At 67.2% G+C, this 16,145-nt stretch carries 19 protein-coding genes; 4 read left to right on the forward strand and 15 right to left on the reverse strand.

Annotated features, from left to right (window positions below; translation table 11 throughout):
- Nucleotides 1-17 precede the first annotated feature (17 nt).
- The 4 genes from FRZ44_RS25705 to FRZ44_RS25720 form a co-directional block, all read right to left on the reverse strand.
- A complete protein-coding gene (locus FRZ44_RS25705) occupies nt 18-1,151 on the reverse strand; it encodes a DSD1 family PLP-dependent enzyme (protein WP_151179868.1) in 1,134 nt (377 codons plus the stop codon).
- A 47-nt stretch (nt 1,152-1,198) separates the two neighbouring features.
- Nucleotides 1,199-1,585 carry a histidine triad nucleotide-binding protein gene (locus tag FRZ44_RS25710; protein WP_151179869.1) on the reverse strand — a complete coding sequence of 129 codons (387 nt, stop codon included), beginning with the start codon at nt 1,583-1,585 and terminating at the stop codon, nt 1,199-1,201.
- On the reverse strand, nt 1,582-1,929 hold the full coding sequence (locus FRZ44_RS25715) for a phosphoribosyl-ATP diphosphatase (RefSeq protein ID WP_151179870.1): 348 nt from the start codon (nt 1,927-1,929) through the stop codon (nt 1,582-1,584). Before FRZ44_RS25715 ends, FRZ44_RS25710 begins: the two co-directional genes overlap by 4 nt.
- 105 nt (nt 1,930-2,034) lie before the next feature.
- Nucleotides 2,035-2,535, reverse strand: coding sequence for a MaoC family dehydratase (locus tag FRZ44_RS25720; RefSeq protein WP_151179871.1), 501 nt, complete (start codon nt 2,533-2,535; stop codon nt 2,035-2,037).
- Between the two features lie 83 nt (nt 2,536-2,618).
- Between FRZ44_RS25720 and FRZ44_RS25725 the strand changes: the two genes are divergently transcribed.
- From FRZ44_RS25725 to FRZ44_RS25735, 3 genes are all read left to right on the forward strand, one after another.
- Nucleotides 2,619-3,164: a winged helix-turn-helix transcriptional regulator gene (locus FRZ44_RS25725; RefSeq protein WP_151179872.1), complete on the forward strand. Its 546-nt coding sequence runs from the start codon at nt 2,619-2,621 to the stop codon at nt 3,162-3,164.
- Complete coding sequence (locus FRZ44_RS25730; protein ID WP_225308450.1) at nt 3,161-3,577, forward strand: DUF2000 domain-containing protein; 417 nt, start codon at nt 3,161-3,163, stop codon at nt 3,575-3,577. Before FRZ44_RS25725 ends, FRZ44_RS25730 begins: the two co-directional genes overlap by 4 nt.
- 131 nt (nt 3,578-3,708) lie before the next feature.
- Complete coding sequence (locus FRZ44_RS25735) at nt 3,709-3,918, forward strand: hypothetical protein (protein ID WP_151179873.1); 210 nt, start codon at nt 3,709-3,711, stop codon at nt 3,916-3,918.
- A gap of 63 nt (nt 3,919-3,981) precedes the next feature.
- Here the strand turns inward: FRZ44_RS25735 and hisF are convergent, their stop codons facing one another.
- From hisF to FRZ44_RS25765, 6 genes are all read right to left on the reverse strand, one after another.
- Nucleotides 3,982-4,746, reverse strand: coding sequence for an imidazole glycerol phosphate synthase subunit HisF (gene hisF / locus FRZ44_RS25740; protein ID WP_151179874.1), 765 nt, complete (start codon nt 4,744-4,746; stop codon nt 3,982-3,984).
- On the reverse strand, nt 4,740-5,507 hold the full coding sequence (gene hisA, locus FRZ44_RS25745) for a 1-(5-phosphoribosyl)-5-[(5-phosphoribosylamino)methylideneamino]imidazole-4-carboxamide isomerase (RefSeq protein ID WP_151179875.1): 768 nt from the start codon (nt 5,505-5,507) through the stop codon (nt 4,740-4,742). The genes hisF and hisA overlap by 7 nt, the downstream gene beginning before the upstream one ends.
- A 232-nt stretch (nt 5,508-5,739) precedes the next feature.
- Nucleotides 5,740-6,258 carry a GNAT family N-acetyltransferase gene (locus tag FRZ44_RS25750; protein ID WP_151179876.1) on the reverse strand — a complete coding sequence of 173 codons (519 nt, stop codon included), beginning with the start codon at nt 6,256-6,258 and terminating at the stop codon, nt 5,740-5,742.
- A gap of 39 nt (nt 6,259-6,297) precedes the next feature.
- Nucleotides 6,298-6,942 (reverse strand): imidazole glycerol phosphate synthase subunit HisH, encoded by a 645-nt coding sequence (gene hisH, locus FRZ44_RS25755; protein WP_151179877.1) that lies wholly within the window; start codon nt 6,940-6,942, stop codon nt 6,298-6,300.
- Complete coding sequence (gene hisB / locus FRZ44_RS25760; protein ID WP_151179878.1) at nt 6,939-7,541, reverse strand: imidazoleglycerol-phosphate dehydratase HisB; 603 nt, start codon at nt 7,539-7,541, stop codon at nt 6,939-6,941. Before hisB ends, hisH begins: the two co-directional genes overlap by 4 nt.
- Nucleotides 7,542-7,666: 125 nt before the next feature.
- The gene (locus FRZ44_RS25765; protein WP_151179879.1) at nt 7,667-7,924 is read right to left on the reverse strand and encodes a DUF1127 domain-containing protein; all 258 of its coding nucleotides are present in this window, start codon (nt 7,922-7,924) and stop codon (nt 7,667-7,669) included.
- Between the two features lie 118 nt (nt 7,925-8,042).
- Between FRZ44_RS25765 and FRZ44_RS25770 the strand changes: the two genes are divergently transcribed.
- Nucleotides 8,043-8,939, forward strand: a complete 897-nt coding sequence (locus FRZ44_RS25770; protein ID WP_151179880.1) for a LysR family transcriptional regulator — start codon at nt 8,043-8,045, stop codon at nt 8,937-8,939.
- Between the two features lie 52 nt (nt 8,940-8,991).
- Here the strand turns inward: FRZ44_RS25770 and FRZ44_RS25775 are convergent, their stop codons facing one another.
- The 5 genes from FRZ44_RS25775 to FRZ44_RS25795 all read right to left on the reverse strand — a co-directional run bounded on the left by FRZ44_RS25775 (nt 8,992) and on the right by FRZ44_RS25795 (nt 16,097).
- Nucleotides 8,992-10,734, reverse strand: coding sequence for an adenylate/guanylate cyclase domain-containing protein (locus FRZ44_RS25775; RefSeq protein ID WP_151179881.1), 1,743 nt, complete (start codon nt 10,732-10,734; stop codon nt 8,992-8,994).
- A gap of 143 nt (nt 10,735-10,877) precedes the next feature.
- Nucleotides 10,878-12,455, reverse strand: a complete 1,578-nt coding sequence (gene serA, locus FRZ44_RS25780) for a phosphoglycerate dehydrogenase (RefSeq protein ID WP_151179882.1) — start codon at nt 12,453-12,455, stop codon at nt 10,878-10,880.
- Between the two features lie 32 nt (nt 12,456-12,487).
- Nucleotides 12,488-13,675, reverse strand: a complete 1,188-nt coding sequence (locus FRZ44_RS25785) for a phosphoserine transaminase (RefSeq protein ID WP_151179883.1) — start codon at nt 13,673-13,675, stop codon at nt 12,488-12,490.
- Nucleotides 13,676-13,789: 114 nt separating this feature from the next.
- Nucleotides 13,790-14,683: a phosphoserine phosphatase SerB gene (serB, locus tag FRZ44_RS25790; RefSeq protein ID WP_151179884.1), complete on the reverse strand. Its 894-nt coding sequence runs from the start codon at nt 14,681-14,683 to the stop codon at nt 13,790-13,792.
- A 256-nt stretch (nt 14,684-14,939) separates the two neighbouring features.
- A complete protein-coding gene (locus FRZ44_RS25795) occupies nt 14,940-16,097 on the reverse strand; it encodes a 2'-deoxycytidine 5'-triphosphate deaminase (RefSeq protein ID WP_151179885.1) in 1,158 nt (385 codons plus the stop codon).
- Nucleotides 16,098-16,145: the final 48 nt, after the last annotated feature.

A 16,145-nucleotide genomic window follows, 5' to 3' on the forward strand; every position in this document is an offset into this window, starting at 1 on the left:
GTCCCCGATCGGCGGCGTCAGCTGAAGGCGCCGCGCGCTTCGACCGGCCAGAGCGCCTCGACATGGCCGGCGCGGATTCCGACCAGCCAGTCATGGAGATTGACCGTCGGGTCGCAATGGCCCGGGATGAGGCGCAGCTGTTGACCCAGCTCGGGCAGCAGCACCTCAGGCGAGGCCGGGAAGATCTCGCCATGCTCGTCGCTGGGCCGGTCATAGAACAGATCGGGGCGACCCGCGATCGCCGGCATGCCGCTGTCGATGCTGTGCGTCTTATGCCCGGCATCGACCACGGCCTGGCGTGCACGCCGGCTCATCACCGTCGTCAGCAGGAACAGGCTGTTCTCGAAGCGCCCGGCTTCGGCCGCCCATTCATTGTCGCCATAATCGCGGTCCATGAAGACATAGGAGCCGGGCTGGATCTCGTCATAGGCCCCGCTCGCGGCCTCGAGATAGAAAGTCCCGGTGCCGGCGCCGGTCACCCTGAGCGCGCCGGCGCCGCGCTTCACGAGCGCCTCGCGCAAGCCCAGCACGCGCGCCACCGCGGCCTCGATCGCGGCTTTGCGTTCGGCGGGCTTGCGCAGATGCTGCGCCGAGCCCTGATAGGCCTGGATGCCCGCGAGCGAGAGATTTCGCGCGGCAGCGATCCGATCCATCAGTCGCAAGCCATCCTCGATATGCTCGATGCCGCAGCGGCCGCCGCCGACATCGAGCTCGATATAGACATCGATCGGCCGCGCCGCCTCGGGCGCCGCCGCGATCAGCGCGTCCAGCCCCAGCGGATGATCGACGCAGATGCCGATCCGCGCCTGCGCCGTCAGGGCCGCGAGCCGGCGCAGCTTCGCCGGCGCGACGATCTCGTTCGACACGAGCACATCCTCGATCCCGCCGGCGACAAAGGCCTCGGCCTCCGACACCTTCTGGCAGCAGACGCCGACGGCGCCCGCCTGCACTTGAGACCGCGCGATCGTCGCGCATTTATGCGTCTTGCCATGCGGCCGCAACCGCACGCCCTTGGCTTTCGCGAACTGCGCCATGCGCGCGATGTTGCGCTCGAAGGCGTCGAGCTCGACCAGCAGCGCGGGCGTGTCGACGGCCTCGACAGGATCGCCGAAGATGGCGGGTGCGAGCCTGGCGATCCGTTGCTGGGTCATGAGGGAGCTATTTCGATGACGCGACCGCGAGCGGAAAGCCCGGGGCTTCAGGCCTTGCGTTCGACCGCCAGCATCTTGCCCAGGGCCTGCCCGCCGAAGATATGCACGTGGAGATGCGGCACTTCCTGATGCGAGTTCGGCCCGTGATTGGCGAGCAGCCGATAGCCGCTTTCGACCACGCCGAGGATCTCGGCGGTCTTGCCGACCGCGCGCACGAAGCCGGCGATCTCCTTGTCGCTCGCCTGGGCGGAGAAATCCGCCATCGAGACATAGGCGCCTTTTGGGATCACCAGCACATGGATCTTCGCCTGCGGATGGATGTCGTGGAAGGCGAGCGCATGCTCGTCCTCATAGACTTTCTTGCAGGGGATCTCGCCGCGCAGGATGCGCGCGAAGATATTGTTCCTGTCGTAAGCGGCGACCGCGGCGCTCATTTGCTCTGACTTCTCGCCTTCTTCTCCGCGATGCCGGACACTCCTTCGCGGGCCGCCAGCGTGTCCCAGACATCCTGCGGCTTCAAGCCCCGGTCGGCCCAGAGCACAAGCAGGTGATAGAGCAGGTCGGCGCTTTCGAGGGCGAGATCCTTCTTCCGCCCGCGCACCCCTTCGATGACGGTCTCGACCGCTTCCTCGCCCACCTTCTGGGCAATCTTGTCGGTGCCCTTGGCGAACAGCCGGGCGGTGTTGGAGGTGGTCGGATCACCCCCCTTCCGGCTTTCGATGACTTTGTAGAGCTTGTCTAGAATCGTTCCATCTAGACTTGCGGGGGCCCGCGCCATGCCCTCGATCCTCCCGGAAAACTGCGGGATTCCACCCTACACCCCCCAGATGTGGGGGGCAATGTCATGAAACTATCACAATTGGTGGGAGGGTCTGGGTGGCGGCTAAAGCCGCGCGGCGCCCTGCCGGGTGGGCAGGATCGCCACCCAGAGCTGGGACATGACCGGCTGGTCCTTCTGGTTCTTCGTGACCACCCGCATGACGACGATGCCGCGCTCGGGCCGGGTCTTGGAGGCGCGCCGCTCCAGCACCTCGCCCTCGGCATAGACCCGGTCGCCCGGCCGCACCGGGCGCTCGAACTTCATCTCCTTGATCTCGAGCCCAACCAGCGGCGTCGATCCCAGCGGCCTGGCATCGACCATCAGCCGGAAGGTGACGCAGGCGGTCTGCCAGCCGCTGGCGATGAGCTCGCCGAAGAAGCTCTTCGCGGCGGCTTCCTCGCTGAGATGCATCGGCTGCGGGTCATATTGCCGGGCGAAGGCGAAGATATTGTCGGGCGAAAACTCGAACCCGGCGCTGCGCACCCGCTCGCCCACCTCGACATCGTCCCAGAAACGCGGCTGATCGCCGCCGATGGCGGCACCCGAAGACGCGGCTGGGGTCATAAGGAAGCTCCTGGTTCGAGGGCCCGTGGCGCCCAGCCTAGCCTGCAACTCGACAGGCTTCAATTCTTGAAGTATGAAACCTCATGCGTGTTTCGGACATTGCCGCGGCCACCTGCTCGATCGCCCGGGCGCTGGGCGCGATCGGCGATCCCTGGACCCTGCTGATCCTACGCGAGCTGTTCCTGGGCCAGCGCCGGTTCGAGGAGTTTCAGGCCCAGACCGGGATGGCGCCTTATCTTTTGTCGCGCCGCCTCGCCAAGCTTGCGGCCCGGGACATCGTCGCCCGGGTGCCCTATCGCCAGCGTCCGGTGCGCTACGAATATCGCCTGACCGAGAAGGGCCGCGACCTTCATGCCGTGGTGGTGGCGCTCGCCGGCTGGGGCGACCGCTGGGCATCGGGCCCCGAGGGCCCGCCGCTGACGCTGATCCACAAGGCTTGCGGCCAGGAAACCCACCCGGTCCTCGCCTGCTCGGCCTGCGGCAAGCCCGTGGAGGCCCATGATCTGCGCGCCCGCATCGGCCCCGCCATGCAGGCGGAGCGCAGGCTCAATCGCGAGCGCTTCCGCGCCCGGACCCGGCGCGCCGCCAGGCCCGCCTCACCCGACACGACGGAGTCCGCGCCGAAATGACGATGATCTTCGACACCAAGATCGCCGTGGTCCTGCGCGACGATCTCCCGGTCTGGCAGAAGCTCAATGTGACCGCCTTCACCGTCAGCGGTATCGCCGCGAAGGTCGAGGGCGTCACCGGGGAGCCCTATGAGGACGGCTCGGGCCATCGCTATCTGCCGATGTTCAAGCAGCCGGTGCTGGTCTTCAGCGCGGACGCGGGCGCGATCCGGCGCGCCTATGACCGCGCGCGCGAACGCAACCTGGTCTTCTCGCTCTTCACCGAGGAGCTCTTCGCTACCGGCAACGACATCGACAACCGCGCGGCGATGAAGGCCGTGCCGACGGAAGAGTTGCGCATCGTCGGCATGGCGCTGCGCGCGGAGAAAAAGACCGTCGACAAGGTGCTGAAAGGCCTGTCGCTGCATCGCTGAGCCTTGTGACCGCGAACGGGCATCACGAAGCCGCGGGCCGGAGGCGCTTCGCGAAATAGAGTCTCCCGGCCAGCCGTTCTCCTCTCGAAGCGCATCCTGGCGCTTTGCATCACCCGAGAGGACATCACCCCATGACAAGCATCAAGAAGGCGGCGCTTGCCGCTGGCGCGCTCTCCATTCTGATGGCGCTGACCGCCGCTCCGGTCCGCTTCGACGGCGTCCGTCTGATCGACCAGGCCGCCTGGGCGAAGCATGGCGCCGATGACGGCGCCGGCCATGACGCCAATGACGATCGCGGCCGCGGCGGCCATGGTCGCGACGACGGCGCCAATCACCGCTGAGACGGTCGCGGATTCCCGGGTCGCAGAAAGGCCCGGGAATCTATCGTCCCTGCTCTGTCGCCTTCAGCCGATCGGCCGGACAGGAACGCCGGCGGCGGCGAGCGCGGCCTTCGCCTGCGCGATCGAGTAGGTGCCGAAATGGAAGATCGAGGCCGCCAGCAGGGCGCTGGCATGGCCCTCGCGCACGCCCGCCACCAGATGATCGAGCGTGCCGACGCCGCCGGACGCGATCACCGGCACCGGGACCGCGTCGCTGACCGCTCGCAGCAGGCCCAGATCGTAGCCCTGCTTGGTGCCGTCGCGATCCATCGAGGTCAGCAGGATCTCGCCCGCCCCTGACGACGCCATGCGCCTCGCCCATTCGACCGCGTCGAGCCCGGTCGGCTTGCGCCCGCCATGGGTATAGACCTGCCACTTGCCGGTGCCCTCGGCCTTGGCGTCGATCGCGACCGTGACGCATTGCGCGCCGAATTTCTCGGCGGCCGCCGTGACCAGCGACGGATTCTCGACCGCCGCGGTGTTGACCGAGACCTTGTCGGCGCCGGCCAGCAGCAATTTGCGGAAATCCTCGACTTGGCGCACGCCGCCGCCGACCGTCAGTGGCATGAACACCTCCGAGGCCGTGCGCGCCACCACGTCGAGGATGATCGCGCGCTCCTCATGGCTGGCCGTGATGTCGAGGAAGCAGAGCTCGTCGGCGCCGGCCTTGTCATAGGCGCGCGCCTGCTCGACCGGATCGCCGGCATCGACGAGGTCGAGGAACTTCACGCCCTTGACCACGCGGCCCGCATGCACGTCGAGACAGGGGATGATGCGGGTCTTCAGCATAATTGCGTCTTCCGGGGATTTCGTTCGGGGGTTTGCGCGCGCGCCGAGGCCAGCAGCGCCAGCGCCTCCTCGAGGATCAGCCGCCCGTCATAGAGCGCACGGCCGGCGACCACGCCGGCGATGCCGCCGGCCGCCAGCAGCCGGCGCAGATCGTCGAGGCCCGCGACGCCGCCCGACGCGATCACCGGCGTCTTGATGCGCCGCGCCAAAGCGGCCGTCGCCTCGACATTGACGCCCTGCAGCAGCCCGTCGCGATCGATGTCGGTGTGGATGATCGCGGCGACGCCGGCATCCTCGAAGCGCAGGGCCAGTTCCTCGACCGTGAGCTCGCTGGTCTCGGCCCAGCCTTCGACCGCGACCCGCCCGCCCTTGGCATCGATGCCGACCGCGACGCGACCCGGAAATTTGCGACAGGCCTGGCGCACCAGATCGGGATCGCGCACCGCGACGGTGCCGAGGATGACGCGCGAGATCCCGCGCAAGATCCAGGCCTCGATCGCGTCGAGATCGCGGATGCCGCCGCCGAGCTGACAGGGCTGGTTGGCCGCCGCCAGGATCGCCTCGACCGCGGCGCCATTGACCGCACGCCCCGCGAACGCGCCGTCGAGATCGACGACGTGAATCCATTCGGCACCCGCCGAAGCGAAGCGGCGCGCCTGGTCGGCGGGATCGCTGTTGAACACGGTCGCCTGCGCCATGTCACCCTGGCGCAGCCGCACGCATTGCCCGCCCTTGAGATCGATCGCGGGATAGAGGATCACAGGCGGCCTCGAGCCAAGGGGTTCGCGCCCGCCAAGCGATATGGGCTTTTTACTTTCCTCTCCCCCTCCTCGGAGGGGGAGAGGGCAGGGTGAGGGGGATCGTCGCAGGAAAGAGCGACACCCTTCGACATCTCACGCGCTGTCAGACCCCCCTCGCCTTGATCCTCTCCCCCGGCTTTGCGGGTGGAGAGGAAAGGAAACGGGAGTGCGCGGGTATCGTTGAAGCCGGTGCTCACACCAGGTCCTTGTAATAGAACAGGCCGGCGACGCTCTTGCCCTGGACCTTGGCGTAATGGGGATGCGTGCCCCAATGCACATAGCCCAGCGACTGATAGAGCTGGATCGCGGCCTCCTGGCTTTCGCGCACGTCGAGATTGAGCACCTGCGCGCCGATCTCGCGCGCCGCCTCCTCGACCGCGACCAGGATCGCCTTGGCGAGGCCATGGCCGCGCGCCCAGGGCGCCACGAAATGCGTCGTCATGGTGGCCCAATGCGCCTGGGCCTCGTTGTTCTTGCCCGGCCGCAAAAGCTGGGCCGAGCCGACGATGGTGTTGTCGAGGCGGCCGACGAAGAGCCGGCGCTCGGGCACCAGCAGCACGCCCTTCCAATAGGTCTCCATCACGTCGCGCGTCGGCGGCGTCAGCCAGCCGAAGCCGCCGCCGGCGCGGATGCCGTCTTCGGCCGCGTCGCACAGATCGGCGAGATCCGTGCCGGAATATTTCTTCAGAAGCTCGACCACCGTCTTGGCCATGGCGATGTCCCCGAAGGGGCTCCCGCAAATGATTGTCGTTCAGGGCTTCCAGGCGAGAAAATTCGCCAGCAGCTTCAGACCCAGCGCCTGGCTCTTCTCCGGATGAAACTGCGTGCCCACCATATTCGCGCGGGCCACCGCCGCCGTCACCGGGCCACCATAGTCGCAGGTGGCGAGCAGGTCGGCCGGGTCCTCGACCGCCAGATGATAACTATGCACGAAGTAGGCGTGCGATCCGGTGACAAGGCCGTCGAACACCGGATGCGGGCGCAGCAGCTGCAGCTCGTTCCAGCCCATATGGGGAACCTTGAGCTTCATTCCATGGCGATCGGTGCCCGGCTCCAGCAGCCGCACCTCGCCGGCGATCCAGCCGAGGCCCGGCGTCACGCCGAACTCGCGGCCGCGCGCCGCCATGAGCTGCATGCCGACGCAGATGCCGAGGAAAGGCTTGCCCTCGCGCCGGACCGCGCGCTCGAGCGCGTCGAGCATCCCGGGCCGCGCCTCCAGGCCGCGCTTGCAGTCGGCGAAGGCGCCGACACCGGGCAGCACGATATGGCTGGCGTCGGCCAAAGATGCCGCGTCGGCCGAGACTTCGACAGACGCATCCGCCGGCGCGGCGCGCTCCAGGGCCTTGGCCGCCGATCGAAGGTTGCCCGAGCCGTAGTCGACGATGACGGCCTTCACGTGAGCGAGCCGCCCAACACGCCTTTGGTCGAGGGCACCTCACCGGCCTTGCGCGGATCGATCGCGATCGCGGCGCGCAGCGCGCGGGCCAGGCCCTTGAAGCAGCTCTCGACGATATGGTGGTTGTTCTCGCCGTAGAGATTCTCGATGTGGAGCGTGAGCCCCGCATTCTGCGCGAAGGCCTGGAACCACTCCTTGAAGAGCTCGGTATCCATCTCGCCCAGCTTCGGCTTGGAGAAGGCGACCTTCCAGATGAGATAGGGGCGGTTCGAGGCGTCGAGCGCCACGCGCGTCAGAGTCTCGTCCATCGGCACCGTGGCCTCGCCCCAGCGCGTGATGCCGCGCCGGTCGCCCAGCGCCTTCGCCACGGCCTCGCCCAGCACGATCCCGGAATCCTCGGTCGTGTGATGGAAATCGATATGGAGATCGCCTTTGGCCTTCAGCGTGATGTCCATCAGGCTGTGGCGGGCCAGCTGGTCCAGCATATGGTCGAGGAAGCCGATGCCGGTCGAGATGTCCGAGCGGCCCTGGCCGTCGAGTTCGATCTCGGCCTCGATCTGGGTTTCCTTGGTCTTACGCGAGACACTGGCGCGGCGCATGGGCCCCACCTCCTGGGCGATTGGCAAAGCGGCGCGCCGGCATTCCCATGAGAAGGAACCCGGCGCGAGCCGACTTTTACCAGTAACGCCCCCGGGGGGCTAGCGTGGGACCGGGACGGGCCCGGCTAGAACCGGGCGCCGCCGAAACCGGTGCCGTTCCCCTGGGCCGAAGGGCCCGAAAGCGGCCAATTCCCGGGGCCGACGGGATTGGCCGGCCGTCCAATCCGGGCTTGCGCCGCGGAGAGGCCGATATCCCGCAGCAGCCGCTCGTCCAGCGCGCCGAGAGCCTCGGCCTGGCGCCACCGCGACTCCACCGAAGCCGCCAGGTAAAGCGCCGGCTCGCGCAGCCAGCCCATCATGCGTTCGCGCCAGAAACTCGTCATGGTCCGGATCCTCGAAAGGGGCGGCCCGCCGGGGCCTGCCGTTACCGGGCAATTTGTGGCCTCGCGTTGAATAAGAGAAATTTGGAGATATTATACTTTCCATAAGGAAAACTTTGACATGCGCGGGCTCAATCCGGACCATCTCCATAGCTTCGCCGCCGTGATCGAGCATGGCAGCTTCTCGGTCGCCGCCGCTCATCTCCATCTGACGCAGCCGGCGGTGAGCCTGCAGATGAAGGAGCTCGAGCGGCGCCTCGGCGTGGCATTGATCGAGCGCGTGGGGCGGCGCGCGGCGCCGACCGCCGCGGGCACCGAACTGCTGGTCCATGTCCGGCGGATCGACGGCGCGCTCGCCGATGCGCTCGAAGCCATGGCCGGCCATGCCACGACCGTCGGCGGCCGCGTGCGGCTCGGCACGGGCGGCACCGCCTGCACCTATCTGCTGCCGCCCCTGCTCAAGGATCTGCGGCGGCGCTTCCCCGCGCTCGAGATCGTGGTCTTCACGGGCAACACCGGCGACCATCTGAAGGCGCTCGAGGACAATGCAATCGATGTCGGGCTGCTGACCCTGCCGGTGCCCGGCCGCGGCTTTCAGGTAACGCCCGTGCTCGAGGACGAGTTCGTGGCGGTCTTCGCCGCCGGCGAAGAGCGCATTCCCGCGGCCGCCATGCCCGCGGCGCTGGCCCAGTTGCCGGTCGTGCTGGAGGATCCCGGCGCCACCTCGCGCGACATCGTCGAGGCCTGGTTCCTGCGCGCCGGGCGGCGCGTCAAGCCGGTGATGGAGCTCGGCCATGTCGAGGCGATGAAGCGGCTGGTGAGCGCCGGGCTCGGCTGCAGCATCCTGCCGCGCATGGCCGTGACCGCCGACGGCAAGCGCGACGGTCTGGAGGTGAGGCCGCTGGTGCCGCGGCTGTCGCGCCGCCTGGGCGTCGTGCTGCGCCGCGACAAGCTGCTGCAGCGGGGCTTGCGCGAGCTGGTGAACGCGCTGCTGGCGATCGACACGAAGCCGCGTTAGCGGGCCACCGGCCCCCGGAATCGTCCGTCGTGGGGTTCACCTCGCCATACGATCACTCGGGCAGACCCGCCTTGCGCATGCCGTCGATCATATGGTCGAGATCGGCGCGCGACTTGTAGGGCTCCACCAAGGCAAACTGGCGCAAGGAGAAGTCCGGGTCTCGCGTGAGCGCCTGGGCCACGATGGCATGCGCTTCATCGAGCTGGCCAAGCTGGGCGTGGCAGGCGGCGCGAAAACGATCGATATAGACCGGCCCCGAGGAAATGCGTTCGAAGGCCGATAAGGCATCGGCATAGCGTCTCAGGTGATAGAGCGCCAGGCCGCGGAGTTCCCAGTACCAGGTCCGCGGATTTGGGTTGAGCTGCACCGCCTGATCGAGCCAGGCAAGCGCTTCGTTCGGCCGGCCGGCGCAGAGTTCGAACCAAGCGCGATGAGCGACAAGCTCCGAATCGTTGGGGTTGAGCCGGGTTGCCATGCCGAGATGATAATCCGCGAGATCGAACGATCGCCGGCACAGATAGGCATGGGCCAGCGCCTGGTGGCATTGAGCATCGCTACTGTCGAGCGCCACCGCTTTTTTCCCGGCCTCGATGGCCTCATCCCGGAGAGTGCCGGCGCCGAGCATCCCGTAAGCCCTAGCCCAGTAGTCGTTGACCAGGACCATGGAGAGTTTGGCATAGGCCTGGGCAAAATCGGGGTCGAGGGCGATCGCATTCCGGAACATGAGGAGCGCCTGCTCGAGGCCGACGATGTCATAGCGGCTCATGCATTCGATGCCGTGCAGCAGGTAGTCGTAGGCGGCAAGATTCTCCGTGCGCTTGCGCCGCAGCAGGCCGATGCCAGCGGTCTCGACTTGCCCGACCATTCGCCCGATAATCGTCGTGACGACCTCGTCCTGGATGGCGAAGATGTCCTGCAGCTCCCGGTCATAGTGCTCCGCCCAGAGATGGCTCCCGGTCGCGGCGTCCACGAGTTGCGCCGTGATGCGAATGCGCGAGCCGATCTTTCGCACACTCCCTTCAACGATATAGCGTGCGCCCAGCTCCCGCCCCACGCGCTTCACGTCGATCGCCTTGTCGCGATACTGGAACGAGGAATTGCGCGCGATAACGAGCAGACTGTGAAAGCGCGCAAGCTCGGTAATGATGTCTTCGGTGATGCCGTCGCTGAAATATTGCTGCTCCGGGTCGCCGGACATGTTGGTGAAGGGGAGCACGGCAATCGACGGCTTTTCGCTTGCGGCCTTGGGTGCCGCCACGTCCGTAGCCAACGCAGCGACGCGATAGGTGCGAACCGGCTCCGTGATGTTCTTCAGGCTCTGTGGTCCCAGATCGTCAAAACCGGCCTTGATCTTGTTCTTGATGTGGTCGTAAGCGGTGCCGGACAGGAGGATGCTCCCCGGCTCAGCGATACCCTCGAGGCGCGCCGCGATATTCACAGCCTCCCCATAGAGGTCGGCGCCTTCGACCATGATGTCGCCCAAATTGATCCCTACGCGCAGGACAATCTGACGATCCTGCGAGACATCGCTGTTTGCCGCCGCCATGCCCTGCTGGAGGTCGACCGCGCATTGCACCGCATTGACGGCGCTGGCGAACTCGATGAGCACACCATCGCCGACGACCTTGAAGATACGGCCTTGATAGTGAGCGACCAGAGGGTCCAGGAGACTGCGGCGGCGCGCTTTGAGCGTTGCCAATGTGCCGCTTTCGTCCTGCTCCATCAGCCGGCTGTAACCGACGATATCGGCGGCAAGGATCGCGGCAATACGGCGTTTAGGGCGTTCTCCAGCCATGCGCTGCCATCGCCTGTCGCCAGAACGCAACGGCAGGGATTGTATGGCTTGTGGCTCGAACCGTCCACCCGGTCGCGTATCCGCGGCAGAGTCGGACCGGGAGGTTCTTGTGACGAAATCCTCTTCGCTCGCGACCTCGCGCCTCAGAACGACAGCGCCGTCGCCTGCACCACGTCGGGGATCTGGCGGATGCGCGCGAGGAGCGCGTCATCCAGCCGCTCATCCACCTCGATCAGCGCGATCGCGTCCTCGCCGGGGCCCGAGCGGCCGAGATGGAAGGTCGCGATATTGACGCCCTCGGCGCCCAGCAGCGTGCCGAGCCGGCCGATGAAGCCGGGCTTGTCGCGGTTGGTGACATAGAGCATGTGGTGGCCGAGCTCGGCTTCGACCGCGATGCCCTTGATCTGCACCAGCCGCGGCTTGTCGCCGCCGAAGAGCGTGCCGGCCACGTCGCGGCTCTGCCGGTCCGTCGTCACGGTCAGCCGGATCAAAGTCTGATAGTCGCTGGGGCGGCTATGCTTGATCTCGCTCACCTCGATATTGCGCTCGCGCGCGATCACGGGTGCGTTGACCATGTTGACGCTGTCGAGCAGCGGTCCCAGCAGCCCCGCCAGCGCGACGGCCGTCAGCGGCCGCGTGTTGAGCTCGGCCGCATGGCCCTCATATTCGATCTTCACGGCCTTCAGGCCGGAATGCGTCATCTGACCGGCGAAGGATCCGAGCTGCTGCGCCAGCGCCATATAGGGCCGCAGGCGCGGCGCCTCCTCGGCCGTGACCGAGGGCATGTTGAGCGCGTTGGTGACGGCGCCCGTGAGCAGGAAATCCGCCATCTGCTCGGCCACCTGAAGGGCCACCTTTTCCTGCGCCTCGGCGGTCGAGGCGCCCAGATGCGGCGTCGCCACCAGCTTGTCCGAGCCGAAGAGCAGGTTGCTCTTGGCGGGCTCGACCGCGAACACGTCGAGAGCGAGGCCGGCGACCTGGCCGGAGGCCAGCGCCGCCTTCAGATCCTCCTCGACCACCAGCTCGCCGCGCGCGCAATTGATGATGCGCACGCCGGGCTTCATCTTGGCGATGGCACCGGCGTTGATCATATGGCGGGTGCCGTCGGTCAGGGGCGTGTGCAGCGTGATGAAATCGGCGCGGGCGAAGAGCTGGTCGAGCGAGACCTTCTCGACATTGAGGTCCTTGGCACGGTCGTCGGAGAGATAGGGATCGAAGGCGATCACCTTCATCTTCAGCCCCTGCGCGCGGTCGGCCACGATCGAGCCGATATTGCCGCAGCCGACGATGCCCAGCACCTTGCCCATCAGCTCGACGCCGACGAAGCGCGACTTCTCCCATTTGCCGGCCTGGGTCGAGAGGTCGGCGGCCGGAATCTGGCGGGCGAGCGCGAACATCATGGCGATCGCATGTTCGGCCGTGGTGACCGAATTGCCGTGGGGCGTGTTCATCACCACGATGCCGCGCTGGGTCGCGGCCGGGATGTCGACATTGTCGACGCCGATGCCGGCGCGCCCGATCACCTTGAGGCGGGTCGCGGCGGCGATGATCTTCGCGGTCGCCTTGGTGGCGGAGCGCACGGCGAGGCCGTCATAGCCGGCGATGATGGATTCGAGCTCGGCGGGCGAGAGCCCCACCTTGACATCGGCTTCGATGCCGCGCTCGCGGAAGATCTCGGCGGCGCGCGGGCTCAGATCGTCGGCAATCAATACGCGGGTCATAGGGACTCCTCGCGAATCAGGAGGGAAAGGGCTCAGCGCGCCTCGTTGCGCAAGGACTCGTAAGCCCAGTCGAGCCAGGGGAAGAGCGCCTCCAGGTCGGCGGTCTCGACCGTGGCGCCGGCCCAGATGCGAAGGCCGGAGGGCGCGTCGCGATAGGCGCCGACATCGAAGGCGGCACCCTCGGCCTCGAGCCGGTCGGCCAGGGCCTTCGCGGTCTTCGCCTGCTGCTCGGCCTCGAGTTCCCAGAACCAGGGATCGACCAGCCGCAGGCAGACCGAGGTCGGCGAGCGGGTGGCCGGATCTTCGGCCAGGAAATCGACCCAGTCGCTGCGCTCGACCCAGCGCTCGATCGCGTTGAAGTTCGCTTGCGTGCGGATCATCAGCGCCTTGAGGCCGCCGATCTGCTCGGCCCATTTCAGGGAATCGATCGCATCCTCGGTCGCCAGCAGCGAGGGCGTGTTGATGGTGTCGCCCTTGAACAGGCCTTCGTTGAGCTTGCCCTTCGATGTCATCTGGAAAAGCTTCGGCAGCGGCCAGGCGGGCTTGTAACTTTCGAGCCGCGCCACCGCGCGCGGGCTCACCACCAGCATGCCATGCGCGGCTTCGCCCCCCAGCACCTTCTGCCAGGACCAGGTCACGACATCGAGCTTCTCCCAGGGCAGCTCCATGGCGAACACGGCCGAGGTGGCGTCGCAGATCGCGAGCCCGTCATGGCTGGCCGGAATCCAGTTGCCGTCCGGCACGCGCACGCCCGAGGTGGTGCCGTTCCAGGTGAAGATGACGTCGCGCGCGAAATCCACGCTGCGCAGATCGGGGAGGCGTCCGTAAGGCGCCTCGAGCTTGCGCACATCGGTCAGCTTCAGCTGCTGCACCACGTCGGTGAGCCAGCCCTTGCCGAAGCTCTCCCAGGCCAGCATGTCGACGCCGCGCGCGCCCAGGAGCGACCAGAGCGCCATCTCGACGGCGCCGGTATCGGAGCCCGGCACGATCGCGATCCGGTAATCCTTGGGGATGCCGAGGATCGCGCGGCTGCGGTCGAGTACCTCGGCGAGCTTGGCCTTGCCGACCTTGGCGCGATGGGAGCGGCCGAGACAGGCCCCGGCCAGCGCCGCCGCCGACCAGCCCGGCCGCTTCACGCAAGGACCCGAGGAGAATTGCGGGCGCTGCGGCAGGCGGGAGGGTTTGGGCAAGGCAGGCAAGGGGGCGGGGGCGTTCGACATCGGCTGCGCGGGTCCTCTTCGCTCGTTCGAGCGGCGCTCGCCGGTTCAGATCCTGCGAGGGCGCCGCCCGATCAGGGGCAGCGAGAGTAACGCATCCTTCGCAGGTGCAAAGCGCTACTCGCGGAATTCATTCGCATGGTAGCCCTGCAGATAGAGCAAGCCCGTCAGGTCGGCATGATCGAGACGGAATCGGGCGGCGGCCGCGACCGCGGGCTTGCCGCGAAAAGCGGCACCGAGCCCCGCGGTCAGCAGCATCGGGATGTCGTTGGCGCCGTCGCCGATCGCGGCTGCGTCGGCCGCCGCGATCCCGCGCGCCGCCGCGATCTCCAGCAGTGAATTTTTTTTCGCCGCAGGATCGAGAATGGGCTCGCTGACGCGGCCCGCGAGCCCCTCGCCATCGATCACCAGATGATTGGCGCGATCCTCGTCCATGCCGACAAGTTTGGCCGCAAGCCCGGTGAAGCAGTCGAAGCCGCCGGAGACGAGCGCGGTATAGGCGCCGTGGGCGCGCATGGTCTGCACCAGCGCGCGCGCACCCGGGGTCGGCTCGATCAGGGCGGCGACGCGGTCGAGCAGGGAGACGGGCAAGCCCTTGAGCAGCGCCACGCGCTCGCGCAGGGATTGCGCGAAATCGATTTCACCGCGCATCGAGCGCTCCGTGATCGGGATGATTTGGGGGCCGATCCCGGCGATGACCGCCAGCTCGTTCAGGAGCTCGCGCGTGATGATGGTCGATTCCATGTCGGCGACCAGCAGCCTCTTGCGCCGGTTCTGAGCCGGTTGCGCCGCGAGATCGAAGGCGGCGCCCGCGAAGCGCTCGCGCAGCGCGCGCTCGGCTTGAGCTGCTTCGACATTCTCGAACGGCAGGTCGAACGCCTGGCCCGGCGCCAGCCAGTCGGCGGCACCCACGCCGGCGCCAAGCCCGAGCAGAGCGTCGCGCGCGGCGGTGAGCGCGTCGTCACGAAGCGCGCCCGGGGTGGCGGCGATGAGGGTCAGAACGGATCGCAAGGGAGCCTCATTTCTATCTTCGTTGCCGCAGGCGGCACTCATCGTCACCGCATACAACAACCGTCATCCCTTGTTCCTCCTGTCATCCCCGCGAAAGCGGGGACCCAACTCTAAGCTGGACGCCCTGGATCAAGATGGGTCCCCGCTTTCGCGGGGATGACGGTTGTTGGATGCGGGGATGACAGGAGTAGCAAGCGACGACGAAAGAAGCTGAGGCAATGTCAGGAGAAAGAACGTCGCCCCGAGATCCTGTCCTTCACCGCCACGGCATGAAATGCTTGGCGAGCGTCAGCCCCTGGTTCTGGTAATGCGAGCCCAGGTCGCGGCCATAGAGCTTCTCGGGCTCGGCCATCAGCCGCTCATAGCGCAGCCAGCCGACGATCTGCTCATGCTCGAGGATGAAGGGCACCTCGTGCGAGCGCACCTCGAGCACGGCCTTGGTGCCGCCGCCGCGCGCATTGTGGTAGCCGAAGCCCGGATCGAAGAAGCCGGCATAATGCACGCGGAACTCGCCCACCAGCGTGTCATAGGGCACCATCTCGGCCGCATGGTCGGGCGGGACGGTGACGCCTTCCTTGGTGGCGAGGATGTAGAAATCGTCGGGATTGAGGATGATGCCGCGGCTGGCCTTGTCCTTGCTGCGGGCATAGATCGGATCCCAAAAATCCTTTGGATCGAGCGCACCCTTGCGATCGATGTCGATGACATCGGCATGGCGCTTGGCACGGAAGCCGACGAGGCCGGTCTCGGGATCGCCCGAGAGGTCGAGCGTCAGCCCGAGATTGTCCTCGCGCAGGGTGACACGCTCGGGCGTGTCGACCAGCGGGACCTGCTCATGGAGCCGTCGCAGCGCGGCGCCGCTCGTCGGCGGCGAGCCGCGGCGCAGCCGGAGCTGGTTCAGCCGGGAGCCCTGGCGCACCAGCACCGAGAAGGTCTTGGGCGCGATCTCGGCATAGAGCGGCCCGCGATAACCGGGCTCGATCCGGTCGAAGGCGACCGCACCGTCGACGATGAGACGGGTGAAGATGTCGAGGCGGCCCGTAGAACTCTTCGGATTGGCGAAGGCCGAGAGGCGCGAGCCCAGCGCCACATGCTCCTGGAGCGGCACGACATAGACGCAACCGCGTTCCAGCACCGCGCCGTCGCGCAGATCGATCGGATAGAGACCGAAGGCTTCGATCTTCGACATGACGGTCGCATCGGGACCCGGCAGGAAGGAGGCCGGCACGCGATAGGCAACCGCTCCCAGCCGCAGATCGAGGCTGGCCGGCTGCAGCTGGTCCTCGTCGATTCCGGCGAGCGCGTCGATCTCGCGATCGCGCACCAGCTCGCGGATCGACTGGTAGGGCAGGATGCCGGTGGAGAAGGCGGGTTTGCCGCCGGTCTCGGCCGGTTCGGCCTGAAACAGGGCCATGGCGCTCGTCGAACCTTTATCTATCCCGCCGCCTGGGGAGGTTCCGAC

This window comes from Hypericibacter terrae (genome assembly GCF_008728855.1).
Classification (GTDB): domain Bacteria; phylum Pseudomonadota; class Alphaproteobacteria; order Dongiales; family Dongiaceae; genus Hypericibacter; species Hypericibacter terrae.